Source organism: Stenotrophomonas sp. 2YAF22, from assembly GCF_052114665.1.
Lineage (GTDB): Bacteria > Pseudomonadota > Gammaproteobacteria > Xanthomonadales > Xanthomonadaceae > Stenotrophomonas > Stenotrophomonas indicatrix.
In genome coordinates, this window is sequence record NZ_JBFRFE010000021.1 from 1 (window position 1) to 15,503 (window position 15,503).

Below are 15,503 nucleotides of genomic sequence, written 5' to 3' on the forward strand. Positions count from 1 at the left end.
AAGTACGTCCCTGTAGGCTCGGTCGGCGCATCCATGCGCCTCACGGTCCTGCCTCGGCCCGTCCCACCTCGCCCGACAGTTTCCCGCGCCGGCGCGGTGGCAATGGAAAGCAGAGCAGAAACAAAGCGCCGGGCATTGCGCGGCGCTTTGCTTTTCAAGCTCTTCAAGCGCAATCCCTTCGGCGAGACTGCTACCGCGCTCGCAGGACACTGTCTGGAGGAGGCGGGGCACCCTGGCCAGGACCGTTGGCGCCATGGATGGCGCCATCGAGCACCATGGAGGGGCTTTTGCGTGTCCTGGCCAGGGTGCCCCGCCTCCTCCCAGCCGATAGCAGGCAGGCGCTGGAGGATCCGCCAACGCATTTCATTCCGGCGCCAGCTGGTCCATCCGGATGCGGTTGGCGAACAGCGAGAACGCCAGCATGCCGGCCAGGCCGTTGGCCCGGCTCATCCAGTGCGGTAGCCAGCGCGGTGGCTTCAGCACACCCGATTCGAACAGCGGGGCGAACGCGATCGCATCGGTCAGGCTCATCTTGCCGGCGAACAACCAGCGGCAGACCTGCAGGCGATCCTCGGCCAGCATGTGGCGGAAGAAGGTATGCACCGACACCAGACCGCGCAGGTACACCGTGTCCTTGGTGAAGGCCAGGCCCCCACTCGGCGGCACACCGCGGAATACCCGCTGCGCCGAGGCGAAGCTCTCTTCCGGGTTCTGCCCGGCATCGCAGAAGTAGCGGAACACCTCGATGAAGTCCGCACCTTCGCGCGCCATCGCGATCGCCTCGGTACGCAGGCTGATGCGCTTCAGGCGCTCGATGTCGATGCTGCCGGTGATCTGCTCGGCAAACGTCGCCAGTCCTTCCTGGGTGGCCGTCACCCGTGGCGAGGACAGCGCCAGGCTCGGCAGCACCGRCTGCGCGCGACCGTTCAACGCCGTCAACGAATGCACCAGCGCTTCATGATGGAACAACTGCGCGCGATCGTAAGCGCTGAAACGCGCGCTGGTGCGCAGGCGGATGCGGGTCGGTCCGGCAGCCGCCTTGGAAACCAGCTCCGGGTCCAGCTGCACCTGGATGATGCGTGATTCGAAGAACGCGTCGAGGTCATTCTGCAGCTGCAGCTGCAACGCGATCGCCGATACCGGCACCTGCTCTTCCGGTGCCAGCAGTTCGTGATCCAGTTCGGCGGCAATCTGGATGAAGTGGCGCGCCGCATCGCGCGTGCTCGGTCCGTTGCCCGGCAAAGGCTGCTCGGGCGACCCGAACAACTGCATCGAACAGGCATCCACGGCCGCGGTACCGAGGCCTTCCAGCAGCTGCGCTGCCAGATCCCAGCTCTGCGCGGACTGCTGCACGTAATGGCCCAGCGGATGGTTCTCGTCACACTCGGCAGCGAGCGCGGCCAGCGCGCGACGCTCGTCGCTGAAATCCAGCTTCGGGTAGTCGACCACCGGCAGCGTCGGCTGGCCACGGGCCACGCTGTCCAGGAAGGGTGCCTGCAGTGTCGCCGGCCAGCTGGTCAGGCCCAGCAGGCGGATGCCTCCTACGGCCTCGACCAGGCGCGCATCGAGCGCTGCATGGTGGGCCACGTCACGGTCCAGCGTCGCGGTCGGTTCCATGGGTGGACTATAACGCCCTGCCCGCGCGTTGGTAGGTGCCAACCTTGGTTGGCACAGATATGCATGCGCGGAAAGCATCCACGCATGGCGTGGATCTACTGGGCTGCCCCTGCCGTGACAGTGCCAACCAAGGTTGGCAGCCACCATTCTCCAGCCTTAGCGCCGGCGCGGCTTGCCCGCCGGACGGAACTGCTGGCCCTTGCCCTTCCTGCCGCCGCGTTCCTGAGCGGTCTCGGCCTGGCGCACGGCCAGCTTGGCGGCGGCGGCGGCCACTTCTTCCTTCAACTTGAAGTAGTTCTGCAGCCGGCTCTCTTCGATCTCGCCGGCATCGATCGCCGCACGCACGGCACAGCCGGGTTCCTGCTGGTGCATGCAGTCGCGGAAGCGGCACTGCGCGGCCAGCGCTTCGATATCGGCGAAGCCACCTTCGGCCAGCGTCTCTTCGCCGGTCGGCTTCAGTTCGCGCATGCCCGGCGTATCGATCAGGCAGGCGCCCATCGGCAGTGGCATCAGTGCGCGGTGGGTGGTGGTATGGCGGCCGCGCGAATCGTTGGCGCGCACCGTATTGGTCTTCATCCGCTGCTCGCCCAGCAGCGTGTTGGTCAGCGTCGACTTGCCCGCACCCGACGAGCCCACCAGCACCACCGTCCGGCCGGGACCCAGCCACGGCTCCAGCACTGCAACACTGTCGGCATCCAGGCCATTGATCGCATGCAGGGCGATGCCCTGCATCTCCAGTTCTTCCAGCACCGCCAGCGCATCTTCGCTGTACTCGGTCTGGTCGGCCTTGGTCAGCACCACCACCGGTTCGGCACCGCCACCGCCCACCAGCAGCAGGTAGCGTTCAATACGGCGCGGATTGAAGTCCGCGTCCAGGCCACAGACGATGAAGACGGTATCGATGTTGGCCGCGATCACCTGCTGGTGGTAATGCTCACCGGCGGCGCCACGCTTGATCGCGGTACGTCGCGGCAACAGGGCAACGATGCGGATGCCATCCAGCAGCACCCAGTCGCCCACCGCCGGCCGTTCGTGGCTGGGGAAGCGCGGGCGCTGCCACTCCGGCAGCGATTCGGCCTTGATCGATGCCTCCGGGCCATCAGCCACCACATAGTGGGTGCGATGCTGCTCGATCACCCGCGCCGGGTGGGCCTGCGGGTGTGCGGCCATCACAGCCTGCCAGTCGGCCTGCTGCGGCGGGCCCGGCCAGGGCCAGCCAATGGTCTGCAGAGCGGTGAAATCGGGGGTCTGGGTCATCGCCGCCATTCTACCTGTGTGGTGCCGCCCAGCCCAATGTTGGCGGGCCCTGCGGCCCTTGCCATGCGCTGCAGCAATTCCGCTACCATGGAAGCCCCATGCCTTTTGCGGCCCACCGCCCATGTCCACTCCCTCGCCCAAACCCCTGGTCATCCGCGAGCGCCTTTCCGAAGTGCGCTACGAAATCCGCGGAGAACTGGCACGGCGAGCCCGGGAGCTGGAAGCGCAGGGCCACAAGCTGATCAAGCTCAACATCGGCAATCCCGGCGCTTTCGGCTTCCGTGCACCGGAACACCTGCAGCGCGCGATCGCCGATGACATGGGCCGCACCGATCCCTACACCCATCAGCAGGGCCTGCCGGTCGCCCGCGAAGCCATCGCCGCCGCGTACGCCCGCCGTGGCGCACCGGATGCCCACCCGGACCGCGTGTTCGTCGGCAACGGCGTCAGCGAGCTGATCGACCTGTCGCTGCGTGCGCTGCTCAACCCGGGCGACGAAGTGCTGGTGCCCTCGCCGGACTATCCGCTGTGGTCGGCCTCGACCATCCTCAACGACGGCCGCCCGGTCTACTACCGCTGCGCCGCCGAGAACGGCTTCCAGCCGGACCCGAGCGAGATCGAGACGCTGGTGTCCTCGCGCACCCGCGCCATCGTGCTGATCAACCCGAACAATCCCAGCGGCGCCAGCTACCCGCGCGAGCTGCTGGAGCAGGTGGTCGAGATCGCGCGCCGCCACAACCTGCTGCTGCTGGTCGATGAGATCTACGACCAGATCCTGTACGACGACGCGGTGTTCCAGCCGGTCGCACCGCTGGCCGGTGACCATCCCTGCCTGACCTTCAGCGGCCTGAGCAAGGTGCACCGCGCCTGCGGCTGGCGGGTGGGCTGGGCACACCTCAGCGGCGACGACGCACGGCTGGGCGACTTCCGCGCCGCGCTGGACCTGCTGGGCGCGCTGCGCCTGTGCGCCAACGTGCCGGGCCAGTACGCCATCGACGCCGCAGTGAACGGTCCGGACACCATTTCGGAGCTGTGCGCACCGGGTGGCCGCCTGTATGAAACCCGTCGTGCAGTGATTGAAGCCTGCGAGGCCAGCGAACACCTGTCACTGGTTGCCCCCGCCGGCGCGCTGTACGCGTTCCCGGCCGTGGTCGGTGCCGCTGCCAAGGGCTTTGACGATCATAATTTCGCGCTGGACCTGATGAACAACGACGGCGTGCTGGTGGTGCCGGGCTCAAGCTTCAACGTGCCTTACCGCCACCACTTCCGCGTGACCCTGCTGCCGGAGGCGTCGGTGATGCGCGACGTGTTCGCCCGTATCGACCGCGCCCTCGCCCGCCGTGCCGAAGATGCCACCAAGGTGGTGCCGCTGAAGCCCCGCCGGTCGGTGGCTTGATCGATGGGCTTGACGTATCTGGCCCTGGGCGATTCCTACACCATCGGTGAAGCGGTCGCGGTCGACGGCCGCTGGCCGCATCAGCTCGCCGCCGCCCTGCGCGCGCAGGGCGTCGCGCTGGGCGATCCGCAGACCATCGCCACCACCGGCTGGAGCACCGACGAGCTCGACGCCGGCATCGACGACGTTGCGCCGCAAGGGCCGTTCGACTTCGTCAGCCTGCTGATCGGCGTCAACAACCAGTATCGCGGGCGTCCGCTGGACGAATACCAGGTGCAGTTCCAGGCCCTGCTGCAGCGCGCGATTGGTTTTGCCGGCGGCCGTGCGGACCGGGTCCTGGTGCTGTCCTTCCCGGACTGGGGCACCACGCCGTACGGTGCAGGCAGCGGTCGCGACCTGGGCCAGATCGAACTGGAAACCGACGAGTTCAACGCTGCCGCCGAGGTGATCAGCACCCAGCAGGGCGTGGCCTTCGTCGACATCACCGATATCAGCCGCGATACCGGCGCTGACCCGGCAATGATTGCCGAGGATGGCCTGCACCCGTCCGCACGGATGTATGCACTGTGGAGCGCACGTGCGCTGCCGGTGGCCGCTCACCTGCTGGGCGGAACGGACTGAGACGATGGACGGCACGCCACGGAACGGCACGCCCCTGCCCTGCTCGCCGCTTGATGCCGGGCAGGCGCGCCTGATCGCCGAGTCCTTCCGGCCGATGCAGGCCTGGGGCAGCCGCCGCGATTACTACTACACACGCGGCAAGCTGGGCAGCGACCCGCTGTATGACGGCGTGCTGCAGCACCTTCCCGATGACGGCCAGCCGGTGCTCGACCTGGGCTGCGGGCTGGGCCTGTTCGCGCATGTGCTGCGCCAGCGTGGCCGCCAGCAGGGGTACCTCGGGGTGGACGTGGACAGCGACAAGATCGCCCGTGCGCAGCGCGCCGGCAGTGGCCTGGCCGACGTACGGTTCGACTGTCTGGATGTGCAGGCACCCTTACCGGCGCATGGCGGGCATGTGCTGCTGCTAGATGTGCTGCAGTACCTGGACGAAGCGCCGCAACTGGAGCTGCTGCGCGCGGTGAGCGCGCGGGTCGCGCCCGGTGGCCGCCTGCTGCTGCGCACGCCGCTGGCGACCGGTGACCGCCGCGACCGCACCACTCGAGTGGCTGATCRCCTGGCGTGGCTGGTCGGCTGGATGGGCACGCGACCGCGCCATTACCCGGATCCGCAGCGGCTGCAGGCCACGCTGGCCGAGGCTGGGCTGCAGGTGGCTCCGTTGCGTCCCCTGCATGGGCGCACGCCGTTCAACAGCTGGCTGCTGGTTGCCGAGCGTCCGGGAACTGCGGCCAACGGCTGAGCCCCTCGTGGTGGGCGGCCAGGGTGATCGTGAGATGGCCGGGTGGGTGGACTGCACAGGGGGCGCTGCAAGTACGTCCATGTAAGCTCGGTCGCCGCTTGCTCATGCGCGCTGTCCTGCGCACATGAGCAAGACCGGGGTTGGGCGTCCTGCCCAGCCCGCCCGAGGCATGCCTCGGGCCCATGCGGCTCACGCCCCTGTGCAGCCCACCCGCCCGGCCACGGACGGTTTACGGGTGCGTCCACCACGGAAGACAAGAAAAAAGCGAAGAGCAAACGCGGGTCGCTTCGCTCTTGCTGCGTCTGGCGCTCGCCGGGTGTGGCCCGGCGCTACCGGTCAGCCGGCCGGCAGTTCGGCCTTCAGGCCGCGCTCGTCCAGCGACTGCAGCACCCGTTCGATGATGGCCAGGTTGTGGCCGTGGGCGGCACCTTCATGCAACAGCACGATCGCGCCCGGGCGCAGGTCCGGGAGCAGGCGCGCCAGCACACCGTCCGGCGTGCAGCCAACGCCGTCGTAACCGCGGGCGCTCCAGCCCACGCGCACCAGGCCCAGCTTGCGCAGTACCGGTGCCACGAACGGGTTGGTCATGCCCACCACCGAGCGGTACCAGCGTACCGGTCGCCCGCTGACCGTCTGCAGCGCCTGCTGGCAACCTTCGATCTCCGCCGCCATCGTGCCCGGGCCCAGCCGCCAGAAGCGCGCCTGCGGGTGGCTGTGGCTGTGGTTGCCGAGGTCGTGTCCGCGACGCAGGATCTCCTCCACCAGGGCCGGATGCGCCAATGCGCGCTCGCCGACCAGGAAAAAGGTCGCCCTTGCCTGGTGTCGGTCCAACAGATCCAGCACCGCTGGGGTCTGCTCACTGGGGCCGTCGTCGATGGTCAGCCAGACGCTGTTGCCGGCATCGGGCAACCGGCTCAGCACGGGCGCGTAGAAGCGGCTGTTGGGCAGGAACACCGGCACCATGAACAACGCGTGGCTCGCCACCATCAGCGCCAGACCCCAATGCCAGCCGGCCAGCACCCAGGTCAGGATCACAGYCGCCTGCGACAGCACCAGCCAGGGTACCCAGCGCCAGGGGCGGGTCGGGATGCGATGCAATGTTCCTGCGTTGGTCATGCCCCATGATGCCATGGGGGGTAGAATTGATGATTCGAATTTTTCGGACCCATGACTGCCATGTCCCTCGATCCCGCCCTGCGTTCGCGCATCGAAACCATCCTCAACGACAACCGCGTCGTGCTGTTCATGAAGGGCCAGCCGTCGATGCCGCAGTGCGGCTTCTCGGCCAAGGCCGTGGGTGCCCTGCAGGACCTGGGCGTGGAGTTCGCCCACGTCAACGTGCTGGCTGACGCGGAGATCCGTGAAGGCATCAAGGCCTATGGCGACTGGCCGACCATCCCGCAGCTGTACATCGACGGCGAACTGGTCGGCGGCAGCGACATCGTGCTGCAGATGGCCGCCAGCGGTGAGCTGAGCAGCGTGCTGGGCCTGGCTGCACCGGACCGCACCCCGCCGCGCATCACCGTCACCCCCGCCGCGGTGGAAATGCTGAAGGGCGCGCTGGCCGATTCGCCGGGTGCGTCGCTGCAGTTGGGCATCGATGCCCGCTTCCAGCCGAACTTCCAGCTGGCCCCGTACGATGAAGGCGCGATCGCCGCCGAGTCCAACGGCCTGCGCGTGCAGTTCGACCTGGCCAGCGCCCGCCGCGCCGATGGCATCACCATCGACTGGGTCGACGACATCCGTGGCAAGGGCCTGGCGATCGACAACCCGAACGCGCCCAAGCCGGTGCAGGAAATCAGCGTGCGTGATGCCGACGACCTGGTGCGTGCCGGCAACGTGATGCTGGTGGACGTGCGCCCGGCCGAAGAACGCGCCATCGCTGCTGTCGGCGTACCGTTCAAGAGCTTCGATGGCAACGGCCGCGCCGAGCTGGAAGCCCTGCCCAAGGACACCGCCCTGGCCTTCCTGTGCCACCACGGTGGCCGCAGCGCGCAGGCAGCAGAGCAGTTCCGTGCGCTGGGCTTCAGCAAGGTGTTCAACGTCACCGGCGGCATCGATGCCTGGTCGGACGAAGTGGACAACGGCGTGCCGAAGTACTGATCGGCTGCAGTTGAAACCCACAAAAACGCCGGCGAAAGCCGGCGTTTTCCGTTGAATCCATCCACGCATGGCGTGGATCTACTCCTTCCGGGTTATCCGGCAAAACCGCCTTCGGCCAGGTAATCCAGTTCTTCCGGCGACGGAATGCGGCCAAGCACCGCATTGCGGTGCGGGAACCGGCCGAAGCGGCGGATGATGTCGCGGTGCAGTTCGGCGTACTGCAGGTATTCCTTGTCACCCAGCACGTCGAACATCGCGACCGAGCGGTCCTGGTCCAGCGGATCTTCGGAGTGCTCGAACGGCAGGTAGATGAAGGCGCGCAGCTTGGGTACCAGCTGCAGGTCCAGCCCCTCCTCGATCGCGCGCGTGGCGTAGTGCCGTGCCAGGCCATCGGTGGCATAGGAATGGGCCGTGCCGCGGAAGCAGTTGCGCGGGAACTGGTCCAGCAGCAGCATCAGCGCCAGCGCGCCCTCGGCGCTGCCCAGCCAGTGCTCGCGCGCGCGCGATGCGGCAGCGTGGTGTTCGTCCGCGAACAGCGTACGGAACCGCGCGTCGAACGCATCATCGCGGGCAAACCACTTTTCAGGGCCCGCGTCCTTCCAGAATTCCACCACTTGCGCGGCAACGTCCATCACCTACTCCCAGGGCCGGCGCGCCGCGCCAGGCCATCATCATCATTCGTCGAAGCRCAGGTGGCGGACCGACTTGCCGTTGCGCCGGATAAGCTTAAGCGCCTCGATGCCGATCTGGATATGGTTTTCCACGAACTGCGAGCTGACCTTGGCGTCGGATGCCTCGGTTTTCACCCCGTCCGGGATCATCGGCTGGTCTGAAACCAGCAGCAGGGCGCCGCTGGGAATATGGTTGGCAAAGCCGGCAGCGAAGATCGTAGCGGTTTCCATGTCGATGGCCATGCAGCGCATCGCCCGCAGCCGCTCCTTGAAGGCCTCGTCGTGCTCCCAGACCCGGCGGTTGGTGGTGTAGACGGTGCCGGTCCAGTAGTCATGGCCAAGGTCGCGGATCATGGTCGAGACCGCACGCTGCAGGGCAAATGCCGGCAAGGCCGGCACTTCCGGCGGCAGGTAGTCGCCCGAGGTTCCCTCGCCGCGGATGGCCGCGATCGGCAGCACCAGGTCGCCCAGCTCGTTCTTGCGCTTCAGCCCGCCGCACTTGCCCAGGAACAGCACCGCCTTGGGCATCACCGCCGACAGCAGATCCATGATGATCGCGGCATTGGGGCTGCCCATGCCGAAGTTGATCATGGTGATGCCGTCGATGGTGGCGCTGGCCATCGGCCGGTCCAGGCCGATCACCGGCGCCCCGGTCAGCGCGGAGAACGTATGCAGGTAGCCCCCGAAGTTGGTCAGCAGGATGTGCTGGCCGAACTGGTCCAGAGGTACGCCGGTATAGCGCGGAAGCCAGTTGTCGACGATGTCCTGCTTGCTCTTCATGGGCGGTCCGGTGCGGCGTGGGGAGCACCATTTTCCGGGAGGCGGTCGTTGCCGTCGAGATGGCCGATGGCGACCCGTGAAAAAGGACACTTGGCAAGCACGCCGCTCCCCGGCTAGCGTCGGTGGGTTGAACACGCTGCCAAGGGGATCTGCATGACATCGACGTTGTTGCGCGCCGGGTTGGGTCTGGCGCTGGTATCGCTGAGCACGGCGCCGGCCGTGGGCGCTTCGCGCTTCGTGGCCGATCCCTACCCGAGCACCTACCAGGCGCACCCCGATGGGCCGTTGCTGATCCAGAACGCCACGGTGCTGACCGGCACCGGCCAGCGCCTCGACAACGCCGATGTGCTGCTGCGCGATGGCCGCATCGTCGCCGTCGGCGATGCGCTGCAGGTCGATGCCAGCGTCACCCGCATCAACGCCGACGGCAAGTGGGTGACGCCCGGCCTGATCGACGTGCATTCGCACCTGGGCGTCTATCCCAGCCCCGGTGTCGGCGCGCACAGCGACGGCAACGAGATGACCGCGCCGGTCACCGCCAACGTCTGGGCCGAGCATTCGGTATGGCCGCAGGACCCCGGTTTCCAGGCGGCGCTGGCCGGCGGAGTGACCAGCATGCAGGTGCTGCCCGGCTCGGCCAACCTGGTCGGTGGCCGCGGCGTAACGCTGAAGAACGTGCCTGCCACCACCTACCAGGCGATGAAGTTCCCCGGCGCGCCGTGGGGCCTGAAAATGGCCTGCGGCGAAAACCCCAAGCGCGTCTACGGTGGCGGCAAGGGCGTGGCACCTGCAACGCGGATGGGCAACGTGGCCGGTTACCGCGCAGCCTTCATCGACGCGGCCGACTACATCGCCAAGAACACGCCGAAGCCGGCCAAGCGCAAGGGCTGGTTCGGCAGCGACAAGGGCGACAGCGCCGGTGACGCCGGCGGCAAGCGCGACCTCAAGCTGGACACCCTTGCCGGTGCGATCCAGGGCGATATCCGCGTGCACATCCACTGCTACCGCGCCGATGAAATGGCCACCATGCTCGACCTGTCCAAGGAATTCGGCTTCAAGGTGGCCGCCTTCCACCATGGCGTGGAGGCCTACAAACTGGCCGACCGTCTGGCGGCCGAAGGTGTGTGCGGTGCACTGTGGGCCGACTGGTGGGGCTTCAAGATGGAGGCCTTCGACGGCATCGCCGAGAACATCGCGCTGGTCGACCGGCCGAAGAACAGCTGCGCCATCGTCCACTCCGACTCGCCCGAAGGCATCCAGCGCCTGAACCAGGAGGCCGCCAAGGTGATGGCCGCCGCGCGCCGCGCGCACATGCCGGAGATCGCGCCGGAACGCGCGATCACCTGGATGACCGCCAACGCCGCCAAGGCGCTGGGCATCGAAGCACAGACCGGCACGCTGGAGGCCGGAAAGATGGCCGACGTGGTGATCTGGAACGGCAACCCCTTCAGTTCGTATGCACTGGCCGAACAGGTGTTCGTCGATGGCCGCCGTGTGTACGACCGCAGCACGCCACCGGCGACGCCGCGGTCGGATTTCCAACTTGGGCAGGAGCTGCGCTGATGGGCATGTTCAAGGCAATGGCGAAGTCTGCCGCAACGCTCGGCGCTGCCGTCATGGCGCTGGCCTGCATTGCGCCGCCTGCGCAGGCGCAGGACCTGCTGGTGCGCGGTGCGACCGTCGCTACCGCCAGCGCACGCGGCAACGTGGAAGATGCCGACGTGCTGGTGCAGGGCGGCATCATCCGCGCGGTGGGTCGCGGCCTGTCCGCACCGGCTGGCGTGCCGGTGGTCGAGGCCAAGGGCCGCACGCTGACCCCGGCCCTGTTCGGCGGTATCACCGAGATCGGCATCGAGGAAGTGTCCGGCGAATCGAGCACGGTCGACAGCGCGCTGAAGATCGGTGAGCAGCCGCTGCGTCCGGAATTCGACGTGACCCTGGCCTACAACCCTGCGTCGGTGCTGATTCCGGTAGCACGCCTGGATGGCATCGGCTTCACCGCGCTGGGCGCGGCCACCGGCGGTGGCTTCGTCGCCGGCCAGGGCGGCGTGGTGCGCTTCGATGGCAGTGCCGACCCGATCGGCCCGCGCGCCCTGTTCCTGCGCCTGGGCGCGGCGGCGTCTGAACTGACCGGACAATCGCGCGCGGCACAATGGATGCTGCTGCAGCAGATGGTCGATGAAGCGCGCGGCCAGGTCGCCGCCGACTCGCCGCATGCGCTGCTGACCCCGGCCGGTCGCCGCACGCTGGCCCGCTATCTGTCCGGCCAGGGCCGCATCGTGGTGGAAGTGGACCGCGCGGCCGACATCCGCCAGCTGCTGCGCTGGGCGGCCCGCGAGAAGGTGAAGATCGCCATCGCCGGCGGTGCCGAGGCCTGGCAGCTGGCACCGGAACTGGCAGCGGCCAAGGTGCCGGTGTTCGTCGACGCGCTGGGCAACCTGCCGGCCACCTTCGACCAGATCGGCGCCACCCTGGAAAACGCCGCGCGGTTGCAGCGCGCCGGCGTGCCGGTGGCCTTTGCCCAGCGCGACGACGCCTCGCACAACGCGCGCAAGATGCGCCAGCTGGCCGGCAATGCTGTAGCCAATGGCCTGCCCTGGGCCGACGGCCTGGCCGGGCTGACCCGGGTACCGGCCGAGGTGCTGGGCGTGGCCGACCAGATCGGCAGCATCGAGCCGGGCAAGCGTGCCGACCTGGTGCTGTGGGAAGGTGATCCGCTGGATGTGGCGCACTATGCCGAACAGGTCTGGCTGGGCGGCCGCGCGATGCCGATGCGCTCGCGCCAGACCGAACTGCGCGACCGCTACCTGCAGCGCAACGCGCAGCCCTGACCGCTACAAGGAGCCCCCGATGCCCACCCTGCGCTGGTATTTCGACTTCGTCTCGCCCTATTCCTACCTGCACTGGCAGAAAGTGAAGCGGCTTCCGCAGTTCGAGCACATCCAACCGGTACCGATCGCCTTCGGTGCGGTCCTGCACCATCTGGGCAACCTCGGCCCGGCGGAGATCCCGGCCAAGCGCCGTTTCATGTACCGCCAGCTGCTGTGGACCGCGCAGGCCGAGGGCACCCCTCTGCGCTTCCCGCCGGGGCATCCGTTCAACCCGCTGGCGGCGCTGCGCCTGTGCCTGGCCGCAGGCGCCAGCACCGAGGCGGTGGATGTGCTGTTTGACTGGATCTGGCGCGACGGCCGCGCGGCCGACAGCGCCCCGGCCCTGCGCGAACCCGCCACCCGGCTGGGTATCAGCGATGTGGAGGCGGCCATTGGCGAGCCGGCAATCAAGGAACAGCTGCGTCGCAACACCGATGCGGCGATCGAGGCCGGCGTATTCGGCGTGCCGACCCTGGCCATCGACGGCGAACTGTTCTGGGGCAACGATACCCACCCGCTGATGGCGGCGGTGCTGGACGACCCGGGCCTGCTGGATCGCCCCGACTGGCAGCAGGCGGTGGCCCTGCCGATGGCGGTGCAGCGCAGTCGCTGAACAGGCAGTGGCGCATTTCCCTCGCGCGCCCGATCCCGTTTTGAGATAGTTTTCACATTTCCGAACCTACAACCGCCCTGGAGGGGGAGCCGCGGATGCGCATCGGAATCGTCGTCGACTCGGCCTGCGACCTGCCGCAGGACTTCATTGCCGAGCACAACATCGTGCTGTTGCCGATCACCGTGCGGATCGGCGAAGCCGTGCTCGCCGACCACCGCGACGAGCAGGCAACGCTGAGCTTCCTGCACGCGCACGTAGCCGAACACGGCGCCGAAGCGGAGACCATCCCCTTCAGCGTCAACCAGATCCGCGACCTGTTCCTGCAGCGGCTGGTGATCGACTACGACCACGTGTTCTGCATGACCATCACCAAGACCCGCAGCCCGATCCACGACAACGCACTGCAGGCCAGCTTCGCCATCCTCAACGACTACAAGCCGGTGCGGCAGGCGGCAGGCTACAACTCGCCGTTCGCGCTGCGCGTTCTGGACACCCAGAACCTGTTCGCCGCACAGGCGGTGACGGCGGTGGAGGCGGTGCGCCTGCGTGCCAGCGACGCCAGCGTGCAGCAGATCCGCGAGCGCCTGGAAGAACTGGCCGGCAACGTGCACGGCTACATGGTCACCCGCGACCTGTACTACATGCGTGCCCGCGCCCGGCACAAGGGCGACCGCAGCGTCGGCCTGCTCAGCGCGGCGCTGGGCAGTGCGCTGGACATCAAGCCGGTGCTGCATGGCTATCGCGGCGAGACCGGGCCAGTGGCGAAGATCAAGGGTTTCGACAATGCCGTGCTGAAGCTGTTCGGCGTGGTCGGCCAGCGCGTACGCGCCGGACTGATGACGCCCACCGTGTGCGTCAGCTACGGCGGCGAACTGGACGAACTGCGCGCCCTGCCCGGCTACGCGCAGATGAAGGAGGTCTGCGCCGGCCGTGGCGTGACCGTGTACGAATCGGTGATGAGCCTGACCGGCATGGTCAACGTCGGCAAGGGTGCGGTCACCGTGGGCTTCGCCGATGGGCCGCATCGGTTTGAATGAAGGCCAACCACGCAGTGGAATCTGCACATCGATTCCACCGCGCTTATGCCAGCCTAGCTGCACCTCAAGGAGATCAACATGCCTGCGCAGTACCACATCAGCCTGCCCGAACCGTCCAAGGCCCGCGGCAACGACCCGGACCTGTCTTTCCATTCGCAGGGCGCGGCCGGCTTCGCCGAAGAACTGCAGAACGCGCTGCGCAATGGCAGCCTGTTCGAGCGCTGGCGCGACAAGCAGCCGGACCCGGATGCGGTGGAACCGCAGTGGGGCGTGACCGATCCGGAGGCCACCGTGACCGGTGAGCAGAAGGATCTGCGCATCAACCTGGTGGCCACCACCCGCATCGACAGTGACGTGTTCAAGCAGCGCCTGCGCCTGCTGGCCGGGCACCACTGGGAACTGCGCGACGTGCGTTGAGATCCGGCTCTGGTAGATGCCAACCTTGGTTGGCGCTTCTGGAAGAGTGCTGCCAACCAAGGTTGGCAGCTACCGAGTCGCCAGGCAGCTCCATCTCGCCAATTTGTCGCGAATAGCCCGCCGCCGATGGCGCATGTTCTGGTAGACGCCAACCTTGGTTGGCACTCTGCAGCGCACCGCTCATATGGCTGGCACACTGGTCGGATGAGAAACAAAGATGACATCACCCGCCCTGGCACGCGCGGCGAGAAGAAGCTTCGCGATGCTCCACGCCGACTTCGCTACCTGCGACATTGGGCTGACTGCTTCAAAGGTGCCTTTCCCTCAGAGGAGCTGGAGGGCCGGGCTCGTTACTGGAACTACAAGGTTCCCACCCGCGCAGGTCTGATCGAAGGCCCTGCCACCACGCTGAGGATCCAGCGTGCTTGCGCCCAATCGCTCATCAGCGCCTGCGCAAACCTGATCCAGTCACGGCCAGCCTCACAAGCAGACGTGCGGGTAACCTGCTGTATCGCTCAGCCCGGGATGTTCTCCAGCGAGATATGCCTTTACCTGGACGAAGAGTACTTCCAAGGCCATGTCGCGGCGACGGCGGATGGACAGGTCACCGCGATCAACTCGCGCAGCCTTGCCACCGAATGGGGGCTCGTCCTGCCCAAGGGCATTGGGGAGCGAGGTGTGCAGATCAGCATTCCTCGCACCGATCACGATGACGGACTGGAACAGGAATACTGGTTCTTCGGCGAGGTAACCGACCAACGTTGATGGTAGCGACTGGATCTGCCCTGGTAGACGCCAACCCTGGTTGGCGCTTTCCAAAAAGGATGCCAACCAAGGTTGGCATCTACCAGTTCCTCGTGGCTGGCACTACCGAGCACCCGGATCTGCTGCTATCGTGCCGCCGCCAACGGCGACTGCACGGACTGCACATGGACCCCAAGCTGAAAGCCCTCATCGAGCAGACCAACCTGTCGGACCTGCTGCCGTCGGCGCCCGAGGAAATGGATCTGCAGCAGCCGGTAGCGCCGCCGGAACCCGCAAAACCGCAACCCGCCCGTTCCACCAACGATGCACTGCAGGTGCATTTCGGTGGTACCGACATGGTCGGCAAGCTCGCCAATGCGCCCACCAGTGGACGGATAAAGACCTTCGCCATGATCCTGCTGGGCGGGCCGACCATCGTGTTCGGCCTGCTTCTGCTGGGCATGGTCTGGACCGAGCCGGGCAAGTCAGTGTTCGCGCTGGTCTACGGCACGGTCATCGCAGCGGTGTTGATCGGTATCTGGCCTTATCTGCTGTTCCGCAAACGCGAGAAACCGTCGGACTGACGACCAGGGTAGTGCCGGCCGCTGGCCGGCAACCCATGCATCCCGCAGCTGCCGGCC

General features: G+C 67.3%; 16 protein-coding genes. 11 read left to right on the forward strand and 5 right to left on the reverse strand.

Features of this window, described 5'->3' with window-relative positions; translation table 11 throughout:
* Window positions 1-363: 363 nt before the first annotated feature.
* Window positions 364-1,617, reverse strand: coding sequence for a flavohemoglobin expression-modulating QEGLA motif protein (locus AB4Y84_RS01845; protein WP_442249707.1), 1,254 nt, complete (start codon window positions 1,615-1,617; stop codon window positions 364-366).
* A gap of 156 nt (window positions 1,618-1,773) precedes the next feature.
* Window positions 1,774-2,883 (reverse strand): ribosome small subunit-dependent GTPase A, encoded by a 1,110-nt coding sequence (rsgA, locus tag AB4Y84_RS01850; RefSeq protein ID WP_205406199.1) that lies wholly within the window; start codon window positions 2,881-2,883, stop codon window positions 1,774-1,776.
* A 112-nt stretch (window positions 2,884-2,995) separates the two neighbouring features.
* Between rsgA and AB4Y84_RS01855 the strand changes: the two genes are divergently transcribed.
* Genes AB4Y84_RS01855 through AB4Y84_RS01865 form a run of 3 tightly spaced genes read left to right on the forward strand, consistent with a single transcriptional unit; the run spans window position 2,996 to window position 5,627 of the window.
* Window positions 2,996-4,270, forward strand: a complete 1,275-nt coding sequence (locus AB4Y84_RS01855; RefSeq protein WP_132824242.1) for a pyridoxal phosphate-dependent aminotransferase — start codon at window positions 2,996-2,998, stop codon at window positions 4,268-4,270.
* 3 nt (window positions 4,271-4,273) lie between these two features.
* Window positions 4,274-4,891, forward strand: coding sequence for an SGNH/GDSL hydrolase family protein (locus AB4Y84_RS01860; protein WP_442244380.1), 618 nt, complete (start codon window positions 4,274-4,276; stop codon window positions 4,889-4,891).
* A gap of 4 nt (window positions 4,892-4,895) precedes the next feature.
* The gene (locus AB4Y84_RS01865; protein ID WP_442249708.1) at window positions 4,896-5,627 is read left to right on the forward strand and encodes a class I SAM-dependent methyltransferase; all 732 of its coding nucleotides are present in this window, start codon (window positions 4,896-4,898) and stop codon (window positions 5,625-5,627) included.
* 336 nt (window positions 5,628-5,963) lie between these two features.
* On the opposite strand, the gene AB4Y84_RS01870 is transcribed toward AB4Y84_RS01865, so the two are convergent.
* Complete coding sequence (locus tag AB4Y84_RS01870; protein WP_442249709.1) at window positions 5,964-6,743, reverse strand: polysaccharide deacetylase family protein; 780 nt, start codon at window positions 6,741-6,743, stop codon at window positions 5,964-5,966.
* Window positions 6,744-6,803: 60 nt separating this feature from the next.
* Here AB4Y84_RS01870 and grxD point away from each other — a divergent pair, with 60 nt between their 5' ends.
* Window positions 6,804-7,730, forward strand: a complete 927-nt coding sequence (gene grxD, locus AB4Y84_RS01875) for a Grx4 family monothiol glutaredoxin (protein WP_025874107.1) — start codon at window positions 6,804-6,806, stop codon at window positions 7,728-7,730.
* A gap of 92 nt (window positions 7,731-7,822) precedes the next feature.
* Here the strand turns inward: grxD and AB4Y84_RS01880 are convergent, their stop codons facing one another.
* Window positions 7,823-8,362, reverse strand: a complete 540-nt coding sequence (locus tag AB4Y84_RS01880) for a DUF924 family protein (protein WP_032975420.1) — start codon at window positions 8,360-8,362, stop codon at window positions 7,823-7,825.
* Between the two features lie 42 nt (window positions 8,363-8,404).
* Window positions 8,405-9,181: an AMP nucleosidase gene (locus tag AB4Y84_RS01885; RefSeq protein ID WP_442249710.1), complete on the reverse strand. Its 777-nt coding sequence runs from the start codon at window positions 9,179-9,181 to the stop codon at window positions 8,405-8,407.
* Window positions 9,182-9,334: 153 nt separating this feature from the next.
* On the opposite strand from AB4Y84_RS01885, the gene AB4Y84_RS01890 reads away from it, so the two are divergent.
* The 7 genes from AB4Y84_RS01890 (at window position 9,335) to AB4Y84_RS01920 (ending at window position 15,446) form a co-directional block, all read left to right on the forward strand.
* The gene (locus AB4Y84_RS01890) at window positions 9,335-10,744 is read left to right on the forward strand and encodes an amidohydrolase (RefSeq protein ID WP_140225524.1); all 1,410 of its coding nucleotides are present in this window, start codon (window positions 9,335-9,337) and stop codon (window positions 10,742-10,744) included.
* Window positions 10,745-10,761: 17 nt separating this feature from the next.
* Window positions 10,762-12,012 (forward strand): amidohydrolase family protein, encoded by a 1,251-nt coding sequence (locus AB4Y84_RS01895; RefSeq protein WP_165781024.1) that lies wholly within the window; start codon window positions 10,762-10,764, stop codon window positions 12,010-12,012.
* A 19-nt stretch (window positions 12,013-12,031) separates the two neighbouring features.
* The gene (locus AB4Y84_RS01900) at window positions 12,032-12,664 is read left to right on the forward strand and encodes a 2-hydroxychromene-2-carboxylate isomerase (protein ID WP_363731686.1); all 633 of its coding nucleotides are present in this window, start codon (window positions 12,032-12,034) and stop codon (window positions 12,662-12,664) included.
* A gap of 95 nt (window positions 12,665-12,759) precedes the next feature.
* The gene (locus AB4Y84_RS01905; RefSeq protein ID WP_394198314.1) at window positions 12,760-13,701 is read left to right on the forward strand and encodes a DegV family protein; all 942 of its coding nucleotides are present in this window, start codon (window positions 12,760-12,762) and stop codon (window positions 13,699-13,701) included.
* Between the two features lie 78 nt (window positions 13,702-13,779).
* Complete coding sequence (locus tag AB4Y84_RS01910; RefSeq protein ID WP_100553525.1) at window positions 13,780-14,118, forward strand: hypothetical protein; 339 nt, start codon at window positions 13,780-13,782, stop codon at window positions 14,116-14,118.
* 204 nt (window positions 14,119-14,322) lie between these two features.
* Window positions 14,323-14,883 carry a DUF3916 domain-containing protein gene (locus tag AB4Y84_RS01915; protein WP_100462656.1) on the forward strand — a complete coding sequence of 187 codons (561 nt, stop codon included), beginning with the start codon at window positions 14,323-14,325 and terminating at the stop codon, window positions 14,881-14,883.
* A 59-nt stretch (window positions 14,884-14,942) separates the two neighbouring features.
* Entirely contained in the window at window positions 14,943-15,446 is a 504-nt protein-coding gene (locus AB4Y84_RS01920; protein WP_442249711.1) for a hypothetical protein, read from the forward strand.
* Window positions 15,447-15,503: the final 57 nt, after the last annotated feature.

Excerpts from the sequence above, each read along its gene's own strand:
- rsgA (WP_205406199.1), bottom strand. The coding sequence starts at position 2,883 with ATGGCGGCGATGACCCAGACCCCCGATTTCACCGCTCTGCAGACCATT.
- AB4Y84_RS01855 (WP_132824242.1), top strand. The coding sequence starts at position 2,996 with ATGTCCACTCCCTCGCCCAAACCCCTGGTCATCCGCGAGCGCCTTTCC.
- AB4Y84_RS01860 (WP_442244380.1), top strand. The coding sequence starts at position 4,274 with ATGGGCTTGACGTATCTGGCCCTGGGCGATTCCTACACCATCGGTGAA.
- grxD (WP_025874107.1), top strand. The coding sequence starts at position 6,804 with ATGTCCCTCGATCCCGCCCTGCGTTCGCGCATCGAAACCATCCTCAAC.
- AB4Y84_RS01880 (WP_032975420.1), bottom strand. The coding sequence starts at position 8,362 with ATGGACGTTGCCGCGCAAGTGGTGGAATTCTGGAAGGACGCGGGCCCT.
- AB4Y84_RS01890 (WP_140225524.1), top strand. The coding sequence starts at position 9,335 with ATGACATCGACGTTGTTGCGCGCCGGGTTGGGTCTGGCGCTGGTATCG.
- AB4Y84_RS01895 (WP_165781024.1), top strand. The coding sequence starts at position 10,762 with ATGGCGAAGTCTGCCGCAACGCTCGGCGCTGCCGTCATGGCGCTGGCC.
- AB4Y84_RS01900 (WP_363731686.1), top strand. The coding sequence starts at position 12,032 with ATGCCCACCCTGCGCTGGTATTTCGACTTCGTCTCGCCCTATTCCTAC.
- AB4Y84_RS01905 (WP_394198314.1), top strand. The coding sequence starts at position 12,760 with ATGCGCATCGGAATCGTCGTCGACTCGGCCTGCGACCTGCCGCAGGAC.
- AB4Y84_RS01910 (WP_100553525.1), top strand. The coding sequence starts at position 13,780 with ATGCCTGCGCAGTACCACATCAGCCTGCCCGAACCGTCCAAGGCCCGC.
- AB4Y84_RS01915 (WP_100462656.1), top strand. The coding sequence starts at position 14,323 with ATGAGAAACAAAGATGACATCACCCGCCCTGGCACGCGCGGCGAGAAG.
- AB4Y84_RS01920 (WP_442249711.1), top strand. The coding sequence starts at position 14,943 with ATGCCAACCAAGGTTGGCATCTACCAGTTCCTCGTGGCTGGCACTACC.